General features: G+C 68.7%; 17 protein-coding genes and 1 pseudogene. 6 read left to right on the top strand and 12 right to left on the bottom strand.

The genetic code is table 11. The annotated features are described in order from the left end of the window. Nucleotides 1–28: 28 nt before the first annotated feature. Nucleotides 29–424, bottom strand: coding sequence for a pyridoxamine 5'-phosphate oxidase family protein (locus tag AB0F17_RS05030; protein ID WP_358016421.1), 396 nt, complete (start codon nt 422–424; stop codon nt 29–31). A 62-nt stretch (nt 425–486) separates the two neighbouring features. Between AB0F17_RS05030 and cobF the strand changes: the two genes are divergently transcribed. Next, nucleotides 487–1,230 carry a precorrin-6A synthase (deacetylating) gene (gene cobF, locus AB0F17_RS05025; RefSeq protein ID WP_358016418.1) on the top strand — a complete coding sequence of 248 codons (744 nt, stop codon included), beginning with the start codon at nt 487–489 and terminating at the stop codon, nt 1,228–1,230. A 10-nt stretch (nt 1,231–1,240) separates the two neighbouring features. Here the strand turns inward: cobF and AB0F17_RS05020 are convergent, their stop codons facing one another. From AB0F17_RS05020 to AB0F17_RS05005, 4 genes are read right to left on the bottom strand one after another with little or no spacing between them, the layout of a single operon-like run. Continuing rightward, nucleotides 1,241–3,157 (bottom strand): hypothetical protein, encoded by a 1,917-nt coding sequence (locus AB0F17_RS05020; RefSeq protein ID WP_358016415.1) that lies wholly within the window; start codon nt 3,155–3,157, stop codon nt 1,241–1,243. A 14-nt stretch (nt 3,158–3,171) separates the two neighbouring features. Next, nucleotides 3,172–4,062: a carbohydrate ABC transporter permease gene (locus AB0F17_RS05015; protein WP_358016411.1), complete on the bottom strand. Its 891-nt coding sequence runs from the start codon at nt 4,060–4,062 to the stop codon at nt 3,172–3,174. After that, nucleotides 4,052–4,951 carry a sugar ABC transporter permease gene (locus AB0F17_RS05010; RefSeq protein ID WP_358016408.1) on the bottom strand — a complete coding sequence of 300 codons (900 nt, stop codon included), beginning with the start codon at nt 4,949–4,951 and terminating at the stop codon, nt 4,052–4,054. Before AB0F17_RS05010 ends, AB0F17_RS05015 begins: the two co-directional genes overlap by 11 nt. Next, nucleotides 4,948–6,309, bottom strand: a complete 1,362-nt coding sequence (locus tag AB0F17_RS05005) for an extracellular solute-binding protein (protein ID WP_358016405.1) — start codon at nt 6,307–6,309, stop codon at nt 4,948–4,950. Before AB0F17_RS05005 ends, AB0F17_RS05010 begins: the two co-directional genes overlap by 4 nt. Before the next feature lie 97 nt (nt 6,310–6,406). Between AB0F17_RS05005 and AB0F17_RS05000 the strand changes: the two genes are divergently transcribed. Next, the gene (locus tag AB0F17_RS05000) at nt 6,407–7,177 is read left to right on the top strand and encodes a FadR/GntR family transcriptional regulator (protein WP_358016402.1); all 771 of its coding nucleotides are present in this window, start codon (nt 6,407–6,409) and stop codon (nt 7,175–7,177) included. 112 nt (nt 7,178–7,289) lie between these two features. Here the strand turns inward: AB0F17_RS05000 and AB0F17_RS04995 are convergent, their stop codons facing one another. From AB0F17_RS04995 to AB0F17_RS04985, 3 genes are all read right to left on the bottom strand, one after another. Further along, the gene (locus tag AB0F17_RS04995) at nt 7,290–8,732 is read right to left on the bottom strand and encodes an N-acetylmuramoyl-L-alanine amidase (RefSeq protein WP_358016399.1); all 1,443 of its coding nucleotides are present in this window, start codon (nt 8,730–8,732) and stop codon (nt 7,290–7,292) included. A 114-nt stretch (nt 8,733–8,846) separates the two neighbouring features. After that, on the bottom strand, nt 8,847–10,121 hold the full coding sequence (locus AB0F17_RS04990; RefSeq protein WP_358016396.1) for an ABC transporter substrate-binding protein: 1,275 nt from the start codon (nt 10,119–10,121) through the stop codon (nt 8,847–8,849). Nucleotides 10,122–10,247: 126 nt separating this feature from the next. After that, nucleotides 10,248–11,120 carry an AraC family transcriptional regulator gene (locus AB0F17_RS04985; protein WP_358016393.1) on the bottom strand — a complete coding sequence of 291 codons (873 nt, stop codon included), beginning with the start codon at nt 11,118–11,120 and terminating at the stop codon, nt 10,248–10,250. Nucleotides 11,121–11,222: 102 nt separating this feature from the next. On the opposite strand from AB0F17_RS04985, the gene AB0F17_RS04980 reads away from it, so the two are divergent. Beyond that, nucleotides 11,223–11,999: a phytanoyl-CoA dioxygenase family protein gene (locus tag AB0F17_RS04980; protein WP_358016386.1), complete on the top strand. Its 777-nt coding sequence runs from the start codon at nt 11,223–11,225 to the stop codon at nt 11,997–11,999. Nucleotides 12,000–12,140: 141 nt separating this feature from the next. After that, nucleotides 12,141–13,094, top strand: a complete 954-nt coding sequence (locus AB0F17_RS04975) for a D-glycerate dehydrogenase (protein WP_358016382.1) — start codon at nt 12,141–12,143, stop codon at nt 13,092–13,094. A gap of 367 nt (nt 13,095–13,461) precedes the next feature. Here AB0F17_RS04975 and AB0F17_RS04970 read toward each other — a convergent pair whose 3' ends face one another. After that, nucleotides 13,462–15,084 (bottom strand): ice-binding family protein, encoded by a 1,623-nt coding sequence (locus AB0F17_RS04970; protein WP_358016379.1) that lies wholly within the window; start codon nt 15,082–15,084, stop codon nt 13,462–13,464. A gap of 386 nt (nt 15,085–15,470) precedes the next feature. After that, nucleotides 15,471–15,602 (bottom strand): annotated as a pseudogene (locus AB0F17_RS04965) (SDR family NAD(P)-dependent oxidoreductase); the annotation flags it as partial. A 306-nt stretch (nt 15,603–15,908) separates the two neighbouring features. Here AB0F17_RS04965 and AB0F17_RS04960 point away from each other — a divergent pair. Next, nucleotides 15,909–16,778 (top strand): L,D-transpeptidase, encoded by an 870-nt coding sequence (locus AB0F17_RS04960; protein ID WP_358016376.1) that lies wholly within the window; start codon nt 15,909–15,911, stop codon nt 16,776–16,778. 54 nt (nt 16,779–16,832) lie between these two features. On the opposite strand, the gene AB0F17_RS04955 is transcribed toward AB0F17_RS04960, so the two are convergent. Further along, nucleotides 16,833–17,672, bottom strand: a complete 840-nt coding sequence (locus tag AB0F17_RS04955; protein WP_358016373.1) for a universal stress protein — start codon at nt 17,670–17,672, stop codon at nt 16,833–16,835. Nucleotides 17,673–18,334: 662 nt separating this feature from the next. Continuing rightward, on the bottom strand, nt 18,335–18,991 hold the full coding sequence (locus tag AB0F17_RS04950) for a CBS domain-containing protein (RefSeq protein WP_358016370.1): 657 nt from the start codon (nt 18,989–18,991) through the stop codon (nt 18,335–18,337). Between the two features lie 164 nt (nt 18,992–19,155). Here AB0F17_RS04950 and AB0F17_RS04945 point away from each other — a divergent pair, with 164 nt between their 5' ends. Beyond that, nucleotides 19,156–19,803 carry a pyridoxamine 5'-phosphate oxidase family protein gene (locus tag AB0F17_RS04945; RefSeq protein WP_358016367.1) on the top strand — a complete coding sequence of 216 codons (648 nt, stop codon included), beginning with the start codon at nt 19,156–19,158 and terminating at the stop codon, nt 19,801–19,803. The last annotated feature ends 26 nt before the right edge of the window (nt 19,804–19,829 follow it).

The following is a 19,829-nucleotide window of genomic DNA, read 5'->3' as shown; positions in this document are numbered from 1 at the left end:
ACACGCAGCACCTGGATCTCCACGGTGATCACACGTTCCCCAGCACGCGTAGCACCTGGATCTCCACGACGACGCGTGACGGGTTCGGCCGGGGCGGCTTGTAGCGGGCGGTGTAGCGGCGCTCGGCGTCGGCGACCTGCTCCGGCTCGGTGCGCAGCACGGCCCGGCCCTCCAGCGTCGACCAGCGGCGGCCGTCGACCTGGCACAGCGCCACCCGCGCGCCGTCCGGCCCGCAGGCCGCGATGAGCCGGGCCTTGTACGAGGTCGCCGAGGTGATCACCCGGGCGGTGCCGGTGGCGAGATCCAGGGTCGCGCCGACGGGCACCACGTGCGGCGAGCCGTCGGGACGGACGGTGGCGAGCGTGCACAGGTGCCGCTCCTGCCAGAACTCGGCGAACGGTTCGCCCTGCTCGACCAGGTTCACGAGGCTCCTTGGGTGATAGGCGATGAACATCGTATAGCGGCTGGTCTGGCACACTCTTACGGGTGAAGCGGCTACTCATCATCGGCATCGGCGCAGGCGACCCCGATCACCTCACGCTTCAGGCGGCCAAGGCCATCGCCGCCGCCGACGTCTTCTTCATCGTGGACAAGGGCGAGGTCAAGCACGACCTGGTGGAGCTCCGGCAGGAGCTGATCCGGGAGCACGGCCGGGCGCCATACCGGATCGCCGAGGCCCGCGACCCCGAGCGGGACCGGACCACACCCGCCTACGCCGCCGCCGTCGAAGACTGGCGCGCACGCCGGGCGCTGGCGTGCGAGACGCTCATCCGCGACGAGCTGGCCGACGGCGAGACCGGGGCGTTCCTCGTGTGGGGGGATCCCGGCGTGTACGACAGCACGCTGGCCATCGTCGAGCAGATCCTGGAGCGCGGGCACGTCGCCTTCGACTACGAGGTGATCCCCGGCATCAGCAGCGTCTCCGCGCTGACCGCGCGCCACCGCACCAGCCTCACCCAGGTCGGCCGCCCCGTGCATCTCACCACCGGCCGCCGCCTGGCCCAGGAGGGCGCCACCGCCGACGACGTGGTCGTCATGCTGGACGCCCACTGCTCCTTCGCCGGCCTCGACGACTTCACCATCTACTGGGGCGCCTACCTGGGCACGCCCGACGAGATCCTGGTGGCCGGACCGGTGGCCGAGGTCGGCGACCGCATCCGCGCCCTGCGCGCCGAGGCGCGGGAGCGCAAGGGCTGGATCATGGACACCTACCTGCTGCGGCGCACGTGAGCGAAGCGCCTCACTCCCACGGCTGCCGGTACGACGGCTGGTAGGCCCGCAGCCGCAGCCGCAGGGTCAGCGTGACGGTCGTGCCCGCCGGTAGCTCCACCGTGAGGTGCGGCCCGTTCACCGCGAGTTCGGTGCTCGTCGGGACCGGCTCGTGGTGGATGTACTCGGTGTCGCGGCCGGTCCAGCCGGGCTCGGCGCCGGTCGCGGTGGCGGCGACGATCTCGTGCTCGCCGAACGCGCCGGCCTGGACGACGATCACGCGGTCGTCGGTGGCCGAGAGGTTGACCAGCGTGACCACGGTGGCCTCCGGCTCGATGGCGCTGACCAGGGCGGCGACCTGGTCAGGCACGCCGGGACGGCGGCGTACGGCGTCGAAGTAGCGGACCCTCGCCTGCTGCAGGCCGCCGTTGTAGATGACCTGCGGGCCGCCCCACATCAACTGGGCCAGTGCCTCGGTCACCACCGGGTTGACGTTCTGCCACAGGTGGATCGCCTCCTCCGGCAGGTCCCGGTCGGCGTTGGCGACCAGCAGGGCGATGCGGCGGCGGGCCTGGGCGTGCGCGGCGGCGAGGATCTGCTGGGGGTAGTCCGGATTGTCGCCGCACAGGTAGGCGTACCAGGGCTCCTCGTGCCCGGCTTCCTCCTTGTCGCGGAACGGCCGTACCGTCGCCCAGTCGTAACCGGTCGCGGCGCGCAGTGCGTCCAGGCGGGCTCGGTCCTCAGCCGCGCCGGTGTGGTGCCAGAGGGCGAGCGGGACCGAGGTCTGGATCGGGTTGTAGTCGAACCAGCCCTTGTCGCTGTGCCGGTAGGGCACGAGAAGGGTGGGGGTGTCCACCTCGGGGCCGAGATGGGCGCGCCAGCGGCCCTGGTTGGCCGAGTCGCTCTGGCTGAACGGCAGCTTGACGCCGAGGCCGATGACCGCGTCCAGCAGCGACCGGACCAGGTCCAGGTAGCCGTCGTCCCGGGTGGCCAGCGCGGCGCTGAGCGCGCCGACGGCGGTCGCCTGGCCGACGCTGTACATGCCGTGCGGCCAGGTCCAGCCGTAGTGCCCGCCGTACCAGCGCCCGTCCAACTGGCTGCCGACCACACCGTCCAGGCCGACGTTGTCCGGGATGACGCCGCCGTTCTCCTGGGCCCGGTGCTGCCAGGCTCCGACGTACTCGCGCAGCCAGCCGGCGTACCGCTCGTCGCCGGAGACCAGGAAGGCGTTGCAGACCAGGCCGGCCACGCTCAGGTTGCCGGCCGCGTCGCCCCGGCCCAGGCGCTCCCGCATCTCCGTGCCCAGTCGCGGATCGTCGGCCAGTGCCGGGACCGGCGCGCCGGCCGGCAGCAGCCAGTCCAGCGGATAGCCGTACTGGGCGGCCTCCGCCTCGGTCCAGGGATAGGCGGGGGTGTCGGACACCCCTTCCCGGGCTCCCCCGCTGCCGTTGTGCGGGGCCTTGATGATGTGGTGCGCCGGGTCGTAGTTGGCCGGGCCGAGGTAGAGGTCGGCGAACCGGGTCGCCCGGTCCGCCCAGGCCGCCGGGTCGGCGGCGGTGAGGAAGTAGGTGAAGAGCAGGCTCTCCCCCTGATGGAACCAGTCGTAGCCGATCTCGAACTCCTCGGCGAACATGCCGAGCTCGGTCATCTGGGCGACCACGCCGTGCCAGTGGTGGGCGGAGGCCGGTAGCAGGTCGTCCGCGCCGCCCAGCAGGTAGAGCTGGGGCCAGTTGAAGAACGGTTCGAAGAAGTCGTCCGCGCCGTCACGGGTGGACAGCCGGCCGGTGTAGCGCAGCGAGCCGTCAGGCCGGGTGTACCGGTCGGCGAACAGCCGCCACCCGCTGTCCAGCAGGTCCAGCAGCGCGCGCTGGGACAGCGCCCACGCCGGGGGGTCGATGACGGGGACGCTCGCCGTAACAACCGGCGGGCGCCGGGCGGAACTGGTCATTGGATGCGTACTCCTCATCCCTTGGTCGCGCCGGCGGTCAGCCCGGCGACCAGGAAGCGCTGTGAGAACAGGAACACGAGCAGCACCGGGGCGATGGAGACCAGGGTGGCCAGCACCAGTTCGGGCGGCTGCACCTCGGCGTTGGCCCCGACGACGGGATTGAAGGTGGGGGTCGCGGCCAGCATCTGCGTCAGCCCGACCTGCATGGGGTAGTTGGCGCTGTTGGGCAGCATCACGTACGGCAGGAAGAAGTTGTTCCAGTTGTTGACGAAGCTGAAGAAGGCGACCAGCGCGACCACCGGCTTGGCCAGCGGGAGCGCCACCCGGAAGAAGGTCGCCGACTCGCTGCAACCGTCCAGGCGGGCCGCGTCCAGCAGCTCGCCGGGGACGCTGGTGGAGAAGTAGATGTAGGTCAGGTACACCCCGAACGGGAAGAACGACATCGGCAGCACGACCGAGGCCATCTTGTTGACCAGCCCGAGGTAGCTGAGCTCCAGGAAGATCGGCAGCACCAGGGCGGTCGCCGGCATCAGCATCACGACCAGGGTGACGATGAGCAGCAGGCGCCGGCCCTTGAAGCGCATGAGCGCCATCGCGTACCCGGCCGGGATGCCGACCAGCAGGGTCAGCGCCACCGAGAGCGCGGAGTAGACGACGGAGTTCGTCATCCAGGTCAGCACCGCCCCGTCCTGGAAGGACATGAGGTGCTGCCAGTTCGTGACGAGCGAGCCGATCGAGCCCGGTGACAGCGGGTTTCCGTGGATCAGGTCGGCCGGGCTCTTGGTCGAGGCGAGCAGCAGCCACACCATGGGCAGGACGAAGAACAGCGCGAAGGCCAGCAGCAGCACGGCGATGAGTCCCCGGCCCACCACACGGGCGACGCCGGCGGTGGGATCAGTCCGCATCGAAAAGACCTCCCTTCGCGACGAACAGTCCGGCGCAGCACAGCGCCACGATGAGCAGGTCCATCGCGATCGCCGCCGAGCCGTTGAAGTCGTTCTGGTCGAAGGCGTACAGGTAGGCGAGCTGGTTGAGCGAGTAGTCGGTGCCGACCACGCCGAAACTGGCCTGCGAGACGAGCTGCGGCTCGACGAAGAGCTGGGTGCCCGCGGCGAGGGACAGGATCAGCATGTAGACGATCCACTTGCGCAGCATCGGCAGTTGCACCCGCCACGCCGTCTTCACCGGCCCGGCGCCGTCCACCTTGGCCGCCTCGATCACCGTGTTCGGGATGCTGTTCAACGCGCCGTACATGACCACGATCCAGCCGCCCGCGCCGGTCCAGAACGCGATGACGGTGAAGATCCACGGCAGGTGTCCGGGCGCGATCACGTGCACCAGCGTGTCGCCCCACAGCGAGCGGACGAGACCGTTCACCGGGCTCACGGACGGGTCCAGCATGAACAGCCACAGCAGCACGCTCGACGCGCCGGCCAGCGCGCCCGGCACGTAGTAGACGAACCGCAGCGCGGCCCGGGACCAGCGCGAGGTGAGCCGGTGCACCACGAGCGCGAGCACCAGGACGAGCACGGTCAGGGTGACCAGCCACAACACGAGGTAGGTGGCCACATGCCCGACCGCGGACAGGAACCGGTAGTCCTGGGCGGTGCGGATGAAGTTGGCGACGCCGGCGAAGCGCCCGTCGCCGTCGGTGAAGGCGAGGTAGAGCGCGTACACCGTGGGCGCGACCCCGAACGCGATCAGGAGCACCACGTACCCGGAGACGAAGACGTGCCCGGCGGCCGGCCGCCAGGGGCCGGACCGGCCCCTGGCATGGGTGGCAACAACGCTCACTTGGTGACCTGGTATCCGGACACTTGAGCCTGCTGCTCAATCGCCGTCTGCCAGTCCGGGAGCAGGGACTCGATCGTCTTGCCCGCGGTCTGGCCGGGGATGACGGTCTTGGCCCACACCGCCTCCGGGCTGAACTCGGGCGAGCCCCAGCCGGACCAGACCTGCCCGGCCGCGGCGGCGATCGGCGCGGCGATGTCGCCGGCGTAGTAGCCGCTGTCCTGCTGCTTCTTGATCCACTTGGTCGCCGCGGCCGAGAAGGCGGGGTAGCCCGGCGAGAGGGCGACCTGGTACTCGTCGGCGGTGGCGACCCAGCTGATGAAGTCCTTGGCCGCCTGGAGGTTCGCGCTGTGCCGCGACAGCCACCAGGTGCCGCCGCCGACGTTGCCGGTCACCGGCGGGTTCTGGTCCGCCCAGTGCAGCGCGTCGCCGACCGCGAGCTCGCCCTTCGGGGTCTTGAGCGTCCCCTGGAACACCGCCCCGCCGTACCAGGCCGGGCCGGGCAGCATGAGCACCTTGTCGCCCTGGTTCTTGGCGAAGTCGGGGCCGAACAGCGGCAGCATGGACATCGTCTTGTTCGCGACGAGCTTGTCCAGCATCCGCGCGGTCCGTACGCACTTGGCGTCGGTCGCCTTGACGGTGATCGCCTTGGCGCCGGTGACCTGGTTCGCCGGGCACTCGCCGCCCCACATGTAGATCTCCGGCGCCCACGCGTCACCGGCCGTGCCGACGATGTATCCCGGGTGCTCGGCGGCCACCTTCTCGCCCAGCGCCTGGTAGTCCTCCCAGGTGGTGGGCAGCGTGTAGCCGAACTTGTCGAGCAGCTTCTTGTTGTACCAGAGCACCACCTGGGCCAGGTCGTTGCGCAGGCAGTAGACGGTGCCGTCGACGGCGCACACGTCGAGCGCGCCCTTGGCGAAGCCGCCGAGCGTGGCGTCGTCGAGCAGGCCCTTGTTGAGCGGGGCGACGAAGGCGTCGTCACCCTGCGAGGCCCAGGAGGCGGTGTTGTTGTCGGTGGTGAACACGACATCCGGCCAGCCCTCGCCGGCCCGGTTGAACAGTTGCACCTTGGTCTTGAGGGTGTTGGAGCCGTTCGCGTTGCCGTCGTAGGTGACGATGTCCAGCGGTACGCCGGCGTGCGCGGCCTGGTAGGCCTTGGCGGCGTCGAGCCGGGTGGAGTCCACCCAGACCACGAGCTTGCCGTCCTTCTTCTGCTCGGCGGTGGTGAACCCGTACGGGGAGCCGGCACTGGTCGGCTTCGAAGAAGCCGTGGGGTTCGGGGGACCGCAGGCCGCGACGGTGAGAAGCACCGCGGCTGCGGTTGCCACCGACAGGTAGGTGGCATGGCTGCGTCGTCTCATGGGGCCTCCGTTAACGCCACGTTTCGAGATATGACATCATACCTATGACGTCTTCACAATGGTCTATACTCAGAAGCCGTCGCAATCAGCGGAGGGCATGTTGACTCAGCACGCGGAAGGTCCATGGACGGACGACCCGGTGCGGCCACACCTACCCGCGAAGCGGCCACGCCGCGTCCGGGCCCCCAAACTGGGCACGACCGTCGTCGAGCAACTGGTCGACGACATCGTCCGCGGCGCACTGAGACCCGGTTCGACGCTGCCGCCCGAGGCCGAGCTGTGCGAGGAGTTCGGCGTCAGCCGCACGGTGATCCGTGAGTCCGTCAAGGTGATCCAGGAAAAGGGCCTCGTCCGGATCGAGCACGGCCGCGGCACCCAGGTCACCGACCCGCGGCAGTGGAACCTCCTCGACGACGTCGTGCTCACCTCAGTGATCGCGCACGACGAGAACGTGACCTTCCTCGACGAGCTGGTCACGGTACGCACCGCGCTGGAAGCCGAGATGGCCGCTGCCGCAGCCCTGGCCCACACCCCCGACGACGATCAACGCGTCGCCGAGGCGCTGGGCGTCATGCGGGCCAACCTGGCCTCCGCCCCCGACTTCGGCGCCGCGGACGTCCGCTTCCACGACGCGATCATGGCGGCCTCGCGCATCCGGCTCGGGCGGGCCATCGTCAACAGCATCCATGACAAGGCCCGCACCAGCATGCGCTACCACGGCGAGTACAACGAGGCGGTCATGCGCCAGACGCTGGACGAGCACCAGGCGATCAGCGACGCGATCTCGGCCGGCGATCCGGCGGCCGCGGCGGCGGCGATGCGCACGCACATCCTCGACTCCTGGAACCGCCGGCGTCCCGCACAGTGAAAGTCCCGCACCGCGCAAGTCCCGCGCAGTGCAAGTCCCGCGCAGTGCGAACAGCGCGATGGCCCCGACGCGCATCGCACGTCGGGGCCATCGTCATCGCTGCTGGTCGCGGCTATCCGCAGTGTTCGAGTGGGCTGTCGTAGGTGGACGTACCGGCCTTACCGCCCCAATAGACGCACTTGTCGGCGGCGCTGGCCCGCACCGGGCCCGCGTAGTAACTGAAGTTACCGCTGTCGGTGATGCGCGTCTGGTCCTCCACCTCCAGGTAGGCGCTGGTGGCCGTGGCCGTGCCGAGGTTGGTCAGCTTGATCGTGGCCACGCAGTTGACGCCGGTGGCCGAGTTGTAGGTCAGGTAGACCGTGCCCGCCGTCCCCAGAGCCGCCGAGTCGATCACCGTGAAGCCGGCGCCGCACACCGACTCGGGGGTGTGCGGGTTGCCCCCACCGCCGCCCTGGGTGACGTACTGCATGTACTTGGTCCAGTTCCAGTTCGGACCGGGGTCGGTGTGGTCGGCGCCGGGCACCTCGCTGTGGCCGAGGATGTGGGTACGGTCCAGGGGGATGCCGTACCGGCCGGCGATGTTGCGGGTCAGCGCGGCCGAGGAGCGGTACATCGTGTCGGTGAACCAGGAGGCCTGGTCGATCCATCCCTCATGCTCGATGCCGACCGAGCGCCTGTTGTAGTCGCCCGCGTGGAAGGCCCGGTCCTTCTCCCTGACCATCTGAGTGATGGCGCCGTCCGACGAACGGACCACATAGTGCGCCGACGTGGGCTTCTCCCTGGGCCCGGTCTGGAACCAGTCGATCGTCCCCGCGTACGTGCCCTGGGCCACGTGGATGACGATGCGGTCGATCGCGTCGCTGGTCGGACGGTTGGAGACGGCGAAGTTGGTGCTGTGCGCCGGCGCCCACGCCGCCCCCGGGTAGTCCACCGCCGCCGCGAGCGTACTGGTCTTGCCCAGCTCCTGTGCCTTGGCGTAGGCGCCACGGTCGGGCTGGACGGTCCGCGGCGCCGCCGTGAGGGTCTCGCCGGCCGGCGTGGTCGCGCGAACCCCTTGGGACAGCAGGTCGTAGACGGTGTCGGCGTACAACCGGGCGACGTCCGCCGAGGAGGCGTGGCCGTACTTGGCCACCGCCTGGTACCACTTGCCGGCGTCCTTGCGGGCCGCGGCGTCCAGCCCGAGCTCGTCGGCGTAGGCGCGCAGCACGGCGGCGCCGCCCGTGATGTTGGCCGCGTCGTCCGCCTTCAGGGCCGAGACGGGCTGCTTGGTCAGCGTGGCCGCCCGCTCGAGCGTGTGCGTGACGGGGTTGCTGACCAGGTGCATCACCCCGTAGCCGCCGCTCGCGCTGGGTTCGCCGCGGTGCCCGTCCAGGTGGGTTTCGGAGTAGGCGAGCGACACCAGCAGGTCGCGAGGCACGTCGTACGTGGTGGCCGCGCGGGCGAACGCGTCGGTCATGGGATCGGCGGACACGGCTCCGGCCGGTTGCCCGGTGAGCATCGAGAGGGGGATGAGCGCGCCGACGAGCAGCGCGGCTGAACGGCGGAGTCGGACCAACGGAATCTCCTCGGGGGGCAGCGAAAGGAGTGGAGGCCGCGTGCGGCATCCGCTGTTGATCAAGCCTGCGACTTCGGCGTACAGAATTCGTACAAGGACCGGCCGGCCCGGATCTCAGCTGCCCGGCTGGTGGGTGCTCCAGTACTCGTCGGCGGCGCGCTGGATGTCCTCAAGGACCTTCTGGTAGCTGTCCGGCTTGACGACGAAGGCGCCGAAACCGTCCAGCGCGGCGGTGAGCACGGGCGGCGGCGTGGCCTCGAAGTAGCGGTTGACCAGGCGGTACTGTCCGCTGCCCGCTGCCTTGCTGACCTCCGCGATCGCCGCGTCGGTGATGGTGACCTTGGGGTTGGCCGAGACGTCTCCCCTGGCGGTGGCCCACTTCTCCTGCGCGGCCGGGGTCACCCACCATTTGAGGTACTTCGTACTGGCCGCGGGGTCGGGCGCCTTGGCCAGCGAGCACAGCGGGCCGCTCTCGAAGATCATCGAGGTCTTGGGCAGCGTGGCGGTGACGTTCGGGATCGTGAAGAAGCCGTAGTCGGTGCCGGCCTTCATCTCACGCTGCGTCATGCTCGTGTTGAACCACGTGCCGAACGACACCATCGCGGTCTTGCCGGTCTTGAGGACGTCGCCCGGGTCGGTCTTGTCGCCGGGGTTGTTGAAGTAGCCGGCGTCGATCATCGACTTCCACCGCTTCATCACCTCGACCACGCCCGGATCGGTGTACTTCGCCTGACCGGTGGAGAGGCGGTCGTACAGGTCGGGGTCGGTACCGGCGAGGAGCTGCTCGAACCAGACGAAGGAGAACAGCACCGAGGTGTGGTAGAACGCGGGCACGCCGTTCTTCTTCAGCGTGTCGGCGATCTTGATCAGCTCGTCCCACGTGGTGGGGGGCTGCAGGCCGTATGTGTCGAAGACCTTCTTGTTGTAGAACATCCCCCAATAGGCCGCGTTCAGCGGCACGCAGTACTGCTTCCCGCCCACCGTGTAGTACTTCGCCAGGTCCGCCGAGAGGTCGCCGTTCTTGATGGCCTCCTGCCAGAGCGGGGTCGTCTCCGCGAGCTGCTTCTGGGCGACGACCTCGGCCAGGCTGCCGCCCGTCGTCCAGGTGAACAGGTCGGGCTTCACGTCGGTGCGGAAGGACGCCTTGATGAACGCCTGGTACGTCGGCTCGTCGGTATAGCCGACCGGCTTCATCGACAGGCCGATCTGCTGCTTGGACAGGGCGCCCATCTCGTTGAAGTACTTGCTCCAGGCGCCTTTGTCGTTGTACAGCTTCAGCTCGGTCTTGGCGGCGCCCTTCGGCGTGTCGCCGGAGGAGCATCCCGTGAGGGCGAGAGGGGTGACGGTGGCGCAGATGGCGGCCATACGCAGTAGACGCGACCGGATCATGCCCGGCCTCCTGTTCGATCTTGGGGGGTGACTTACCTGAACGTCTGGGGGGAGCGCATGATCGCGTCCGCTGAGGTGGAGCGGGCCGCCGCACTTTGCGTCCTTCGCTCAAGTGAAGTCATCTAATCACTTGATATCTGGGGTGTCCAGGGCCGCGGGAACCACCGCACGCCGGGTGGCCTCCCGATAGTCGCGGGGCGCCATGCCGTACTTGTCGTGGAAGAGCCGGCCGAAGTACGACTGGCCGGAGAAGCCGCAGCGCTGGGCGATCCGGCCGATGCCCTCCGTCGTCGTGGTCAGCAGCAGGGCGGCGTGCTCCAGCCTGCGCCGGGCGACGAACGCGATCGGGGTGCGGCCGTAGTGCGTACGCATGGAACGGGCCAGATGCCCCGGACTGACCGCGGCCATCGCCAGCAGCCGGGGCAGCCCCTCGCGCAGGTTCTCCTCGCGGCTCATCGCGACGCAGGCCGCCACCAGCCAGCCCGGCCGCCGGTCCACGGCCGTGCCCTCGGCCCGTTCCAGGAGCGGGACGACCGCCGTCCACAGCCCGACCAGGTCGAGCACGCGCGGCACACCGGAATAGGCGGCCAGCACGCGGACGAACTCCGCCGCGACCGGCCCCTCCGGATCGGTGCCCGCCACCAGCGGCAGGCCGCGCCGATCCCAGTCCGCCGGGCCCGCCAGCCCGGCGAGATCGGCGAAGGCGCGCCAGCGCTCACTGGGGAAGGCGATGTTGATGAACCGCATCCCGTCGGCCGCCGTACCCGCGAACTCGTGACGGTCATGCGGCCGGACCAGCGCCACATCCCCCGCCCGCAGCGGCTGCTCCGTCTGGCCGACGCGCTGCACGCCCGCCCCCGCGGTCACGAAGACGAACTCGTGGAAATCAGCGTGACTGTGCGGCTCGGGCCGGTCGCGACGACTGCCGCTCACCGGCACCAGCGCCGCGTGGTAGGGCAGTCCGTACGCGAAATCCACCCAGCGCAGCACAGTCGGCATGTCAGGAAATTAATAGTTATGGAGCGGCGAGTGCTAGTAAGTCGTGGCAAGGAGGCCGAAGAATCCGGATCGATGTCCATTTTGTTGTGACAGGAGCACATCGTGATCAAGGAAGTCGGCCAGACCCTTCAGGACTACGACCGCGACGGCTACACGATCTTCCGGAACGTCCTCGACCCCGGACTGATCGCCGAGGCGAGCGACCACGTCGCCTGGCTCCAGGCCAAGCACCCCGACCTCCACGGCGAGGACCTGGGCACCGAACTGGTCGCCGGCGACCCGTTCTGGGTGCGGCTGGTCGGCGACGATCGGCTGCTGGACATCGCCGAGCTCTTTCTCGGCCCCGACCTCGCGCTGTTCGCCTCGCACTACATCAGCAAGCCGCCCTTTTCCGGCAAGGCGGTCCTGTGGCACCAGGACGGCGCCTACTGGCCGCTGGAGCCGATGCGGGTCATCACACTCTGGCTGGCCGTCGACGAGTCCACCCCGGAGAACGGCTGCATGCGGGTCATCCCCGGCTCACACCGGGAAGCCCTGCACGAGCTGCGGCAGCGCGACGACATCGAGAACGTGCTCGGCTCGGAGAGCGCGGTGACCGTGGACGAGTCCAAGGCCGTGGACCTGGTGCTGTCGCCCGGCGACGTGGAAGTGCACCACCCGAACATCCTGCACGCCTCCAACGCCAACACCTCCCCCAAGCGCCGCTGCGGACTGACCATCCGCTACATCCCGACCTCGACCCGGATAACCGGCGACGAGCAGCCGTTCGTCTCCGCGCTGCTGCTCCGCGGCCGACCCGGCGCGAACGTCTACCAGCCGTTCCCGACGTACGTCGAAGGCGAGCACCTGCCCTTCTCCGGCGCCGGGGACCGCGGCTAGCGTTTTCTCGCGTGGGCTAATTGGGAGGATAAGGAACGATATGCAGGCCCCGCTGCGGCTGGCGGGGGCCCGCAAGATACTACTTGACCAGAAGGATTCGCCGGTGGCACCGAAGGTGCCGCGCAACTTGGAGGTTCACTGATGGCGCCGATCGTGGCGGTCACCCGACCGACTCTGCCGGGCACCGGCCTCGAACGGCTCGGCCAGTTCGCCGAGGTACGCCGATGGCCCCGGGACGAGACCCCGACACCTGACCAACTACGCGACCTCCTCACCGGCGCGGACGCGCTGCTGTGCCAGAACTCCGACCATGTCGACGCGGCGGTGCTCGAAGCAGGCGAGCGGCTGCGCGTACTGGCCCTGCCGAGCGCCGGCTACGACGGCACCGACGTCGCCACCGCGCAGTCCCGCGGCATCATCGTCACGAACACCCCGGGCGTCCTGCACGAGACCACCGCCGACCTCGCCTTCGCCCTCATCCTGATGGCGCGGCGGCGCCTGCTCACCGCGGCGGACAGCCTCAGAACCGGCGGGTGGACCAAAAGCCGGTTGGACGCCTACCTCGGTCTCGACGTGACAGGGGCGAGCCTGGGCCTCATCGGCTACGGCGAGATCGGGCAGGCCGTGGCCCGCCGGGCGATCGGGTTCGGCATGACCGTCCAGCACACCTTGTCCCGCAAACCCGACGACGCGCTCTCCCGGGCGGTGTCCCTGGACAAGCTCCTGAGCACCAGCGATGTCATCTCCCTGCACATACCTCTCACCGAGCAGACCCGCCACCTCATCGGCGCGGCCGAACTCGCCTCGATGAAACCCACCGCGACCCTCGTCAACACCGCCCGCGGCGGCGTCCTCGACGAATCCGCCCTCCTCACCGCCCTGCGGGCCGACCGCCTCCATTCGGTGGGCCTGGACGTGTTCGACCGCGAACCACGCAACGGCGTCGGCGACCCCCTGCTGGAACACGAACGAGTGGTGGCGCTCCCGCACATTGGCTCGGCCACAGAGGCCACCCGAGCCCGCATGATCGACCTCGCCGTGGACAACATCATCGCCGTCCTGAACGACAAGCCACCCCTCACCCCCATTCCCTGACCGCGAGCCTCTGGCCGACGCTGCGTGTCCGGTGGCGGCGGCACATGCCGACGGCAGTGCATGTCTGGTGGCGACACACACTGACGGCGGTGCACGTCTGGCGGCGACAGCGCATGCCCGGTGGCGGCGGTGCACGTCTGTGGCGGCAGTGCGTGTCCGCGACGGCAGCGCATGCATGCCGGAGGTCGTCGCTATCGGTACGGGCATAGCGGCGAGCCCGGCGTAACAACAGATCGGCGCCGGTGTGCTCAGGCACACCGGCGCCGATCTCGACACTCGCGGAGGCGACCAGCCGCCGCGCCGCGCCGTTCAGCGGGCTGACCTCAGCAGGTCTGGTCATCCCGCGCATCGCGCTGAATCGGAATCGTCAGCCGGCCACAGGCAGATCCGTGTCGACCGGGACCGGAACGGGCGCCGGTTCAAGCCTGCAGTGGTGATGGTGGCCGCAGTGGTGATGGCGCCGGTGGCGATGACCGGGATCCACCTCGATCCTGGTCGCCGACGATGCGGGTGTCAGGGTCTGCGTCACAGTCGGCGTCGGCGTGCGCGTCACCGTCGGCGTAGGCGTGCGGGTCACCGTCGGCGTGTGCGTCACCGTTGGCGTAGGCGTCGACGTGCGGGTCACCGTCGGCGTCGGCGTGCGCGTCGCCGTTGGCCTGGCAGTCGGCGCCAACCCCAGACCCACCGCTGGCGGCGCCGTGCGGATCGCCTTCGGGGTCACCGATGGCGTGACCACCGGTGTCACCTTCGGAACCACCACGGACGTCACCTTCGGCGTCGCCTTCGGAACCACCACGGACGTCGCCATCGGCGTCGGCTTCGGAACCACCATGGGCGTCGCCATCGGGGCCGCCTTCGGGGTCATCTTGGGTGTCAACGTGCGGATCACCGTAGGCGTGAGAGTCGGTGCGACCGCCAGCCCCCCATCGGGACATGCCGGCGGGGCCACCAACGGACACGCCTTCGAGGCCACAGTCGTGGAAGCAGTCGGAGTGACTATCGGCATCACTGTCGGCGTGCCAGCCATCACCGCCGTCGAACTCCCAGTCGGCGTCATCGTCGGGCACCCCGCCGGAACCGCCATGGGACATGCCGCAGACGACGCCACCGGACACCCCGACGAAGCCACCATCGGACACGCCCCAGACGACGGCACCGGACACCCCGCCGGAACCGCCATGGGACATGCCGCAGACGTCGCCACCGAACACTTCGACGAAACCGCCATCGGACATACCGCCGACGGCGCCACCGGTGTCACCGTGGGCGCGGGAGCGCAATCGTGCTTGGTGATTGCGGTCGGGCTCACCTGCTCATTACAAGCCAACACTCGGCCGTCGACCGTCGTACCACTTGTCACCGAGATCGATGCCAGAGCAAGGACGGTGCCCATGAAGGTGGAGTTCGCGCCCAGCGTCACCGAGCTGCCCACCTGCCAGAACACGTTACATGCCTGAGCACCGCCGATAAGGACGACCTCGCTGGCTGAGCTGGTCACGAACGTGGAGGCGATCTGGAAGATGAAGACGGCGTCGGGATCGCCCTGGCCGTCGAGGGTGACCGTGCCGTCCAGTTCGAGCGAGGACGTGGACTGGTAAATGCCCGGGACGAGCGTCCTGTCTTCGAGGTCACCTGAGACGCGCTTGGTAGGGGTTCGACGGGCGTTCTTGTAGGCGGCGGCCAAGTCGGCCTGTGCTTGAAGTGCCGCGGCGTCGGCTGCGCGCCGCGCCCCGATCAGCCGGCCCGGCGCGAGTCCGGTCACCGCGCTGCCCGGACGCACGCCCAGATCACCGGCGACGATGCTTGAACCGGTGTTCGTGACCGTGGTCCCGGCCAGGACCGCGAATTTCCCGGCGGTTCCGAGACCCACCTGCGATTCAGCGGCATTCGCACTGGACTGCAATGCGGCTAGCAAAGCCCCGGCAAGGATGAGTACGAAAGTCGCCGCGAGCAGAGAAACCCACCGCGAACGACCACAGACTACTTCCATTTAGCGAATCTTTCCTATAGGAGAGCACGCCGGATACAGCCGACTGCCACAAGTGCAGTGGCCAAACCGTTCGATCCATGGGAACCTCAACCAGCCGAAGATCCCTGTCCCGCAATTCGGCATGCTATCCGTAGAGATCAACGATCGCAGACTGCCGACCGGCAAAAGAAAAGCAAAGCCTCCATCAGTTTTCAGCCAAGGAACAAGCCGCCCAATAAACAGACTTTTCACAAAAGCTCCGAAAGCGCAATGGCCTCGCGCATTAAGGTCGCCGGCCGTGCGCAGCCTGCCCCTGCTCACCGAGGAGCAGCGAAACCCTGGCAATTACTGATCCGCGAACGACGGCCCACGCTAAGGAAGGATCGCGCCACCCCGGCGGCCTCCTCGACAGTGGCGGACGTACGACCGTTGACCGCGACACGAGCACCCGCTCGCGCCAGACCAGCCGCGATGGCCGCCCCGATGCCCTGCGTGGATCCCGTGACCAGCGCGATCTTCCCAGTGAGATCGATGAACATACGGCTCTCCTCCCTCCAACGCGCCGATCGGGACTGATCCCTCACGGCGCCCGGCCGTCAAGCCGGAGATCGTCGCTTCCGGTGTGACTATGGAGCCGAGCGCCCGCACATCACCACAGTCGGCCAGGAAAAGGAAAATATAGCCTCTCTCCCCTATTAGCTAAGCCTCAGGTCGCCAAATAAACAGACTTGTCCTGGTCTTGCGGATAGCTGCTCCCGGGAGCGCGATGACCGCATGAATTAAGGTCGCCAGTGCCCTACGTAGACTGCTCGTGCGAGCCGAGGTTCACGTCTCAACCGCAGGAAATGTCAACGGAAAACATTGGTCTCCTATTGGAGGTTTCCTTGCCTGCTCGATTCAGCGTCAACAAGCCGATCGCCTGGAGCACGGCCCTGGCCGCCACGATGACTTTGGCCACGGCCTGCGGAACAACCACGCCGCCCCCACAGCAAGCACCACAAGCCGCCGCGCCTCCCCAACAGATCCTCCCGGCACCGGTGTCAGCCGAGCAACTGGCGCAATTGCCGCATGCCACGACCTTCGCGAAACTGCGCGGGGCACCGAAAGATTCCACGCCCTTCGCGCCGGGAAATGGGCGCGTGACGCACCCCGAACAGCCACAGGTGGTCTATGCCCACCCCGGCGGACCGCCGGTGGCGATATTGCCGGCCAGAGCGCTGGGCGGCCCGATGTGGGTGCCCGTAGTGGAAAAGCGAATCGGGTGGGTACGAGTTCTGCTGCCGAGCCGGCCGAACCGGTCGACAGGCTGGATCTATGAAGCAGGCGGCGGATTGCGGAATGCCTACAGCGCCTACGACGTGCGCATCGACTTGTCCGCTCACCGGCTCACGGTGTTCCAATCCGCTCGCGAGTTGGGAAGGTGGAAGGTCGCCGTAGGCGCCCCGTCGACGCCCACGCCATTGGGACGGACGTTCTTGCTCGCCTCTCTGGTTCCCAAGCATGCGACTTACAGCCCACGCATGCTGCCACTGGGCACGCACTCGACAGTTCTCCGCACCTTCAGCGGCGGACCCGGCACGATCGCCGTGCACGGCTGGCCGGACAGATCCGTGTTCGGCCGAGAGATCAGTCATGGTTGCGTTCGCGTCCCAGCCCCTGCCCTACGCATCCTGTCCCGTATCCCGTTGGGCAGTTCAGTCCTCATCAAACGATGAAAAGCCCCGGGAGGATCCCGGCGTCAGGTCAGGCGCCACCGCGACGATCCCCATTCATGTATTCCTGACCACGGCGAGCGGGCATGGGGATTGGTGCAGCATGGCCTGGCTGACCGAGCCCATGACCAGCCCGGCGAAGGCGCCGTACCCATGCGACCCGACCACGAGCAGGTCGGCACCCTCGGCGGCCTGACGCAGCACCTCGACGGGATGGCCGCGCACGACCTCCTCGATCACCTCGACATCGGGATGCTCTTCGCGATATCCCGCCAGCACCTCGCGCAGCACGAGCCGCCCGCCCCGCTCAGCCTGTTCCGAGAGTTCCGCGGGTTCCGCGGCCTCGAACCCACGCCAGGCATGTACGACCCGCAGGCTCGCGCCACGCAGCTCCGCCTCGGCGAAGGCGAAGTCCAGCACCCGGCGGCGGGACTCCGTCAAGCCGTCCACCGCCGCCACCAGCTCGCCACGGGGCGGGGACGGCAGTTGCCGCACGACGACCACGTCGCACGGGGCATGCCCGGCCACCCCGTACGCCACGGACCCCACCAGCAGCCCGCGCACCCCCCCGAGCCCGTGGCTGCCGATGACCAGCAGTTCGGCCTCCTGCGCGGCCTTGATCAGGGCGGCTCGGGGATCACCGGGCAGGAGCGCCGTCCTTATGTTGATCTTCGACTGTTCGCGGCGGGCCCGGTCCTCGGCCGCGGCCAGCACCATCGCGCCACCGTCGCGCATCCACTTGGCCACCGACGCGTAGCGGCCCGGCTCGGCCTCGCAGACCCATCCCGGCATGGCGTGCGCCACGGTCAGTGGCACCTCTCGCAGCGCGGCCTCCATGGCAGCCCAACTGGCGGCCTCAAGCCCCGCTCGCGAGCCGTCCACCCCGACGATGATCACGCTTCGCCCCCTTCAGCGCCCCCTTCCCATGACATCGCCCTCCGGTGAGACGGCCCAGCGCCAAAGGTCCTCCCAGGTCAGGACCTTGGTCCCTTGCGCGGAGCAAGCACGACGCCCACCCTGCGGGCGAGGGTGGGCGTGGCGCGGCCGTGAGCTACCGCAGGTACGGGTTGCGCTGGATGATCGGCGACCGGCCGAGGCCGAGGGTGGCTCCGGCGTTCGCGAGCGCCAGGCCGATCAGCACGATGGAGTAGATGATGTGCTCGTCCATGAAGGGGTTGTTGGCCAGGGGCAACTCGGCCGCTCAAGCCAGCCAGAGAGAGAAAGGGGACCGTCATGACCAGCGCCGCCAACCCCGCCATGAACACCGATCTCAGCCAGACCCGCCGTACCGGGACCTTCGGCCCTGAATCGAAGACCATCCAGTACGTCCGACCAACGACCACCCGCCGCCGGGACTTACGGCCCTACCGGGCGCCCGGCCGCGGAGCTGTGATGAGGGCACCGGAACCACTCAGGCACCCGAGGTGATCGCCATGGCCATGACCGTCGCCGAGCTGCTCATCAGAGAAGCCGTCAGCGGCGTGCCTGTCCTCGACGACAAGGACCTGCCGGCCAAGAAGGAGTGCTATTACGGCGGCCGTCCGGATGGCCGAGGGCTCTCACAGCAGCGGCGGGGTGACGATGAGGTCCTCGGTGTCGTAGGTCAGCTCGGAGACGACGTCCACCACCCCCTCGACCTCGCGGATCCTCTCCACCAGGGCCACGGTCTGCGACTTGCGCCGCACCTTCCCGCCGATCGTCACGACGGCCCGGTCGACCTCGACCGAGAACGCCTCGCGGTCCGGCAGCAGCGCGGCGATGTCGGCGAGCACGTCCGCGGCCGGGCGGACGAAGACCCGCAGCGCGTCCCTCTGGTGCAGGGTGCCGCAGATGTGCCCGGTGGCCGGGTCGACCACAGGCAGCTGCTTGACGTGCTTGTCATGCATCAACCGCGCCGCTTCACGGACGGACGTGTCGGGGGTGACGGTGATCGCCGGCGTGGTCATCAGCTCGGCCGCCTTCACGCCGGCCGCCTTCTGATGCTCCTGCCGCCGCGTGCGAGACTCGAACATCGAGACACTGTGCCGTACCGTGTCCGTCTCCTTGAGCAGCAGGTCGTCCTGGGAGACCACGCCCACGGGCCGCCTCTCGGCGTCGATCACGGTGACCGCCCCGACCGCGTAACGCTCCATGGCCGCGACGATGTCGAGGAACGACGAGTCTTCGAGTACGGCGATGGCCACGCGGCCCATGACGTCCTTGACCTGCATTGTCATTGTTCCCACCTCGCTTTCCTCCCTACGTTCCTCCGCAGCGATCAGTCTGAGCAGCGCCAAAAGTCCCGAATTCGACGGCCAAGAGACCCTATACCGCCTTTGACCTGCTAAAAAGGCGCGATCTGGGCAGGGAGAAAGACACCACCAGACTAGGAGAACCGATCATGGCAGCCACCGGCGACCTCGGGCGTCGCATCGCCCATCACCGCGAACGGCTCGGTCTGACCCTCGAACAGGTCGCCGACCGCGCGGACATGTCACCCGGCTACCTCCAGTACCTGGAACAGCATCCCGGCACGCCCACCGCCGAAGCCATGTACCGGCTGGCCGGAGCTTTGGAGACCACCGTCGAAGACCTCCTCGGCGGCGGCGTCGACCGGCCACCGGGCCGTGGCCGGGCCAGGCTGGCACCGACGATGGAGAGCCTGGACCGCGAGGAATGCCTCAAGCTGATCGAACCCGGCGGCATCGGCCGGGTGGCCTTCAACGGCTCCCACGGCCCGACCGTGCTGCCCGTCAACTACCAGCTCCGCGAAGGCTCCATCGTCTTCCGCACCGCCTCGGGCGGCCCCATGGACCAGGACCTGCGTACCGGCCTGGAAGGCGTGGAGATCAAGATCGGCTTCGAGGTCGACCGGATCGACGAGGCCCAGAGCGAGGGCTGGAGCGTGCTCGTCCAGGGCCCCGCCCACCACCTCCCCCCCGACGAGATACCAGAGGTCACCGTCATCCCCTGGGCGGGCGGCGCACGCCACCTGTACATCCGCATCAGCCCGCAGCAGGTCACCGGCCGCCGCATCTACAACCTCTGATCCAGACGCCCGCTCACGTCCCGGCG

It is taken from the genome of Nonomuraea sp. NPDC026600 (assembly GCF_040638335.1).
Taxonomy (GTDB): Bacteria; Actinomycetota; Actinomycetes; order Streptosporangiales; family Streptosporangiaceae; genus Nonomuraea.
The sequence above is the reverse complement of the archived record's forward strand: the minus strand, read 5'-3'. Positions and strand labels throughout refer to the sequence as shown.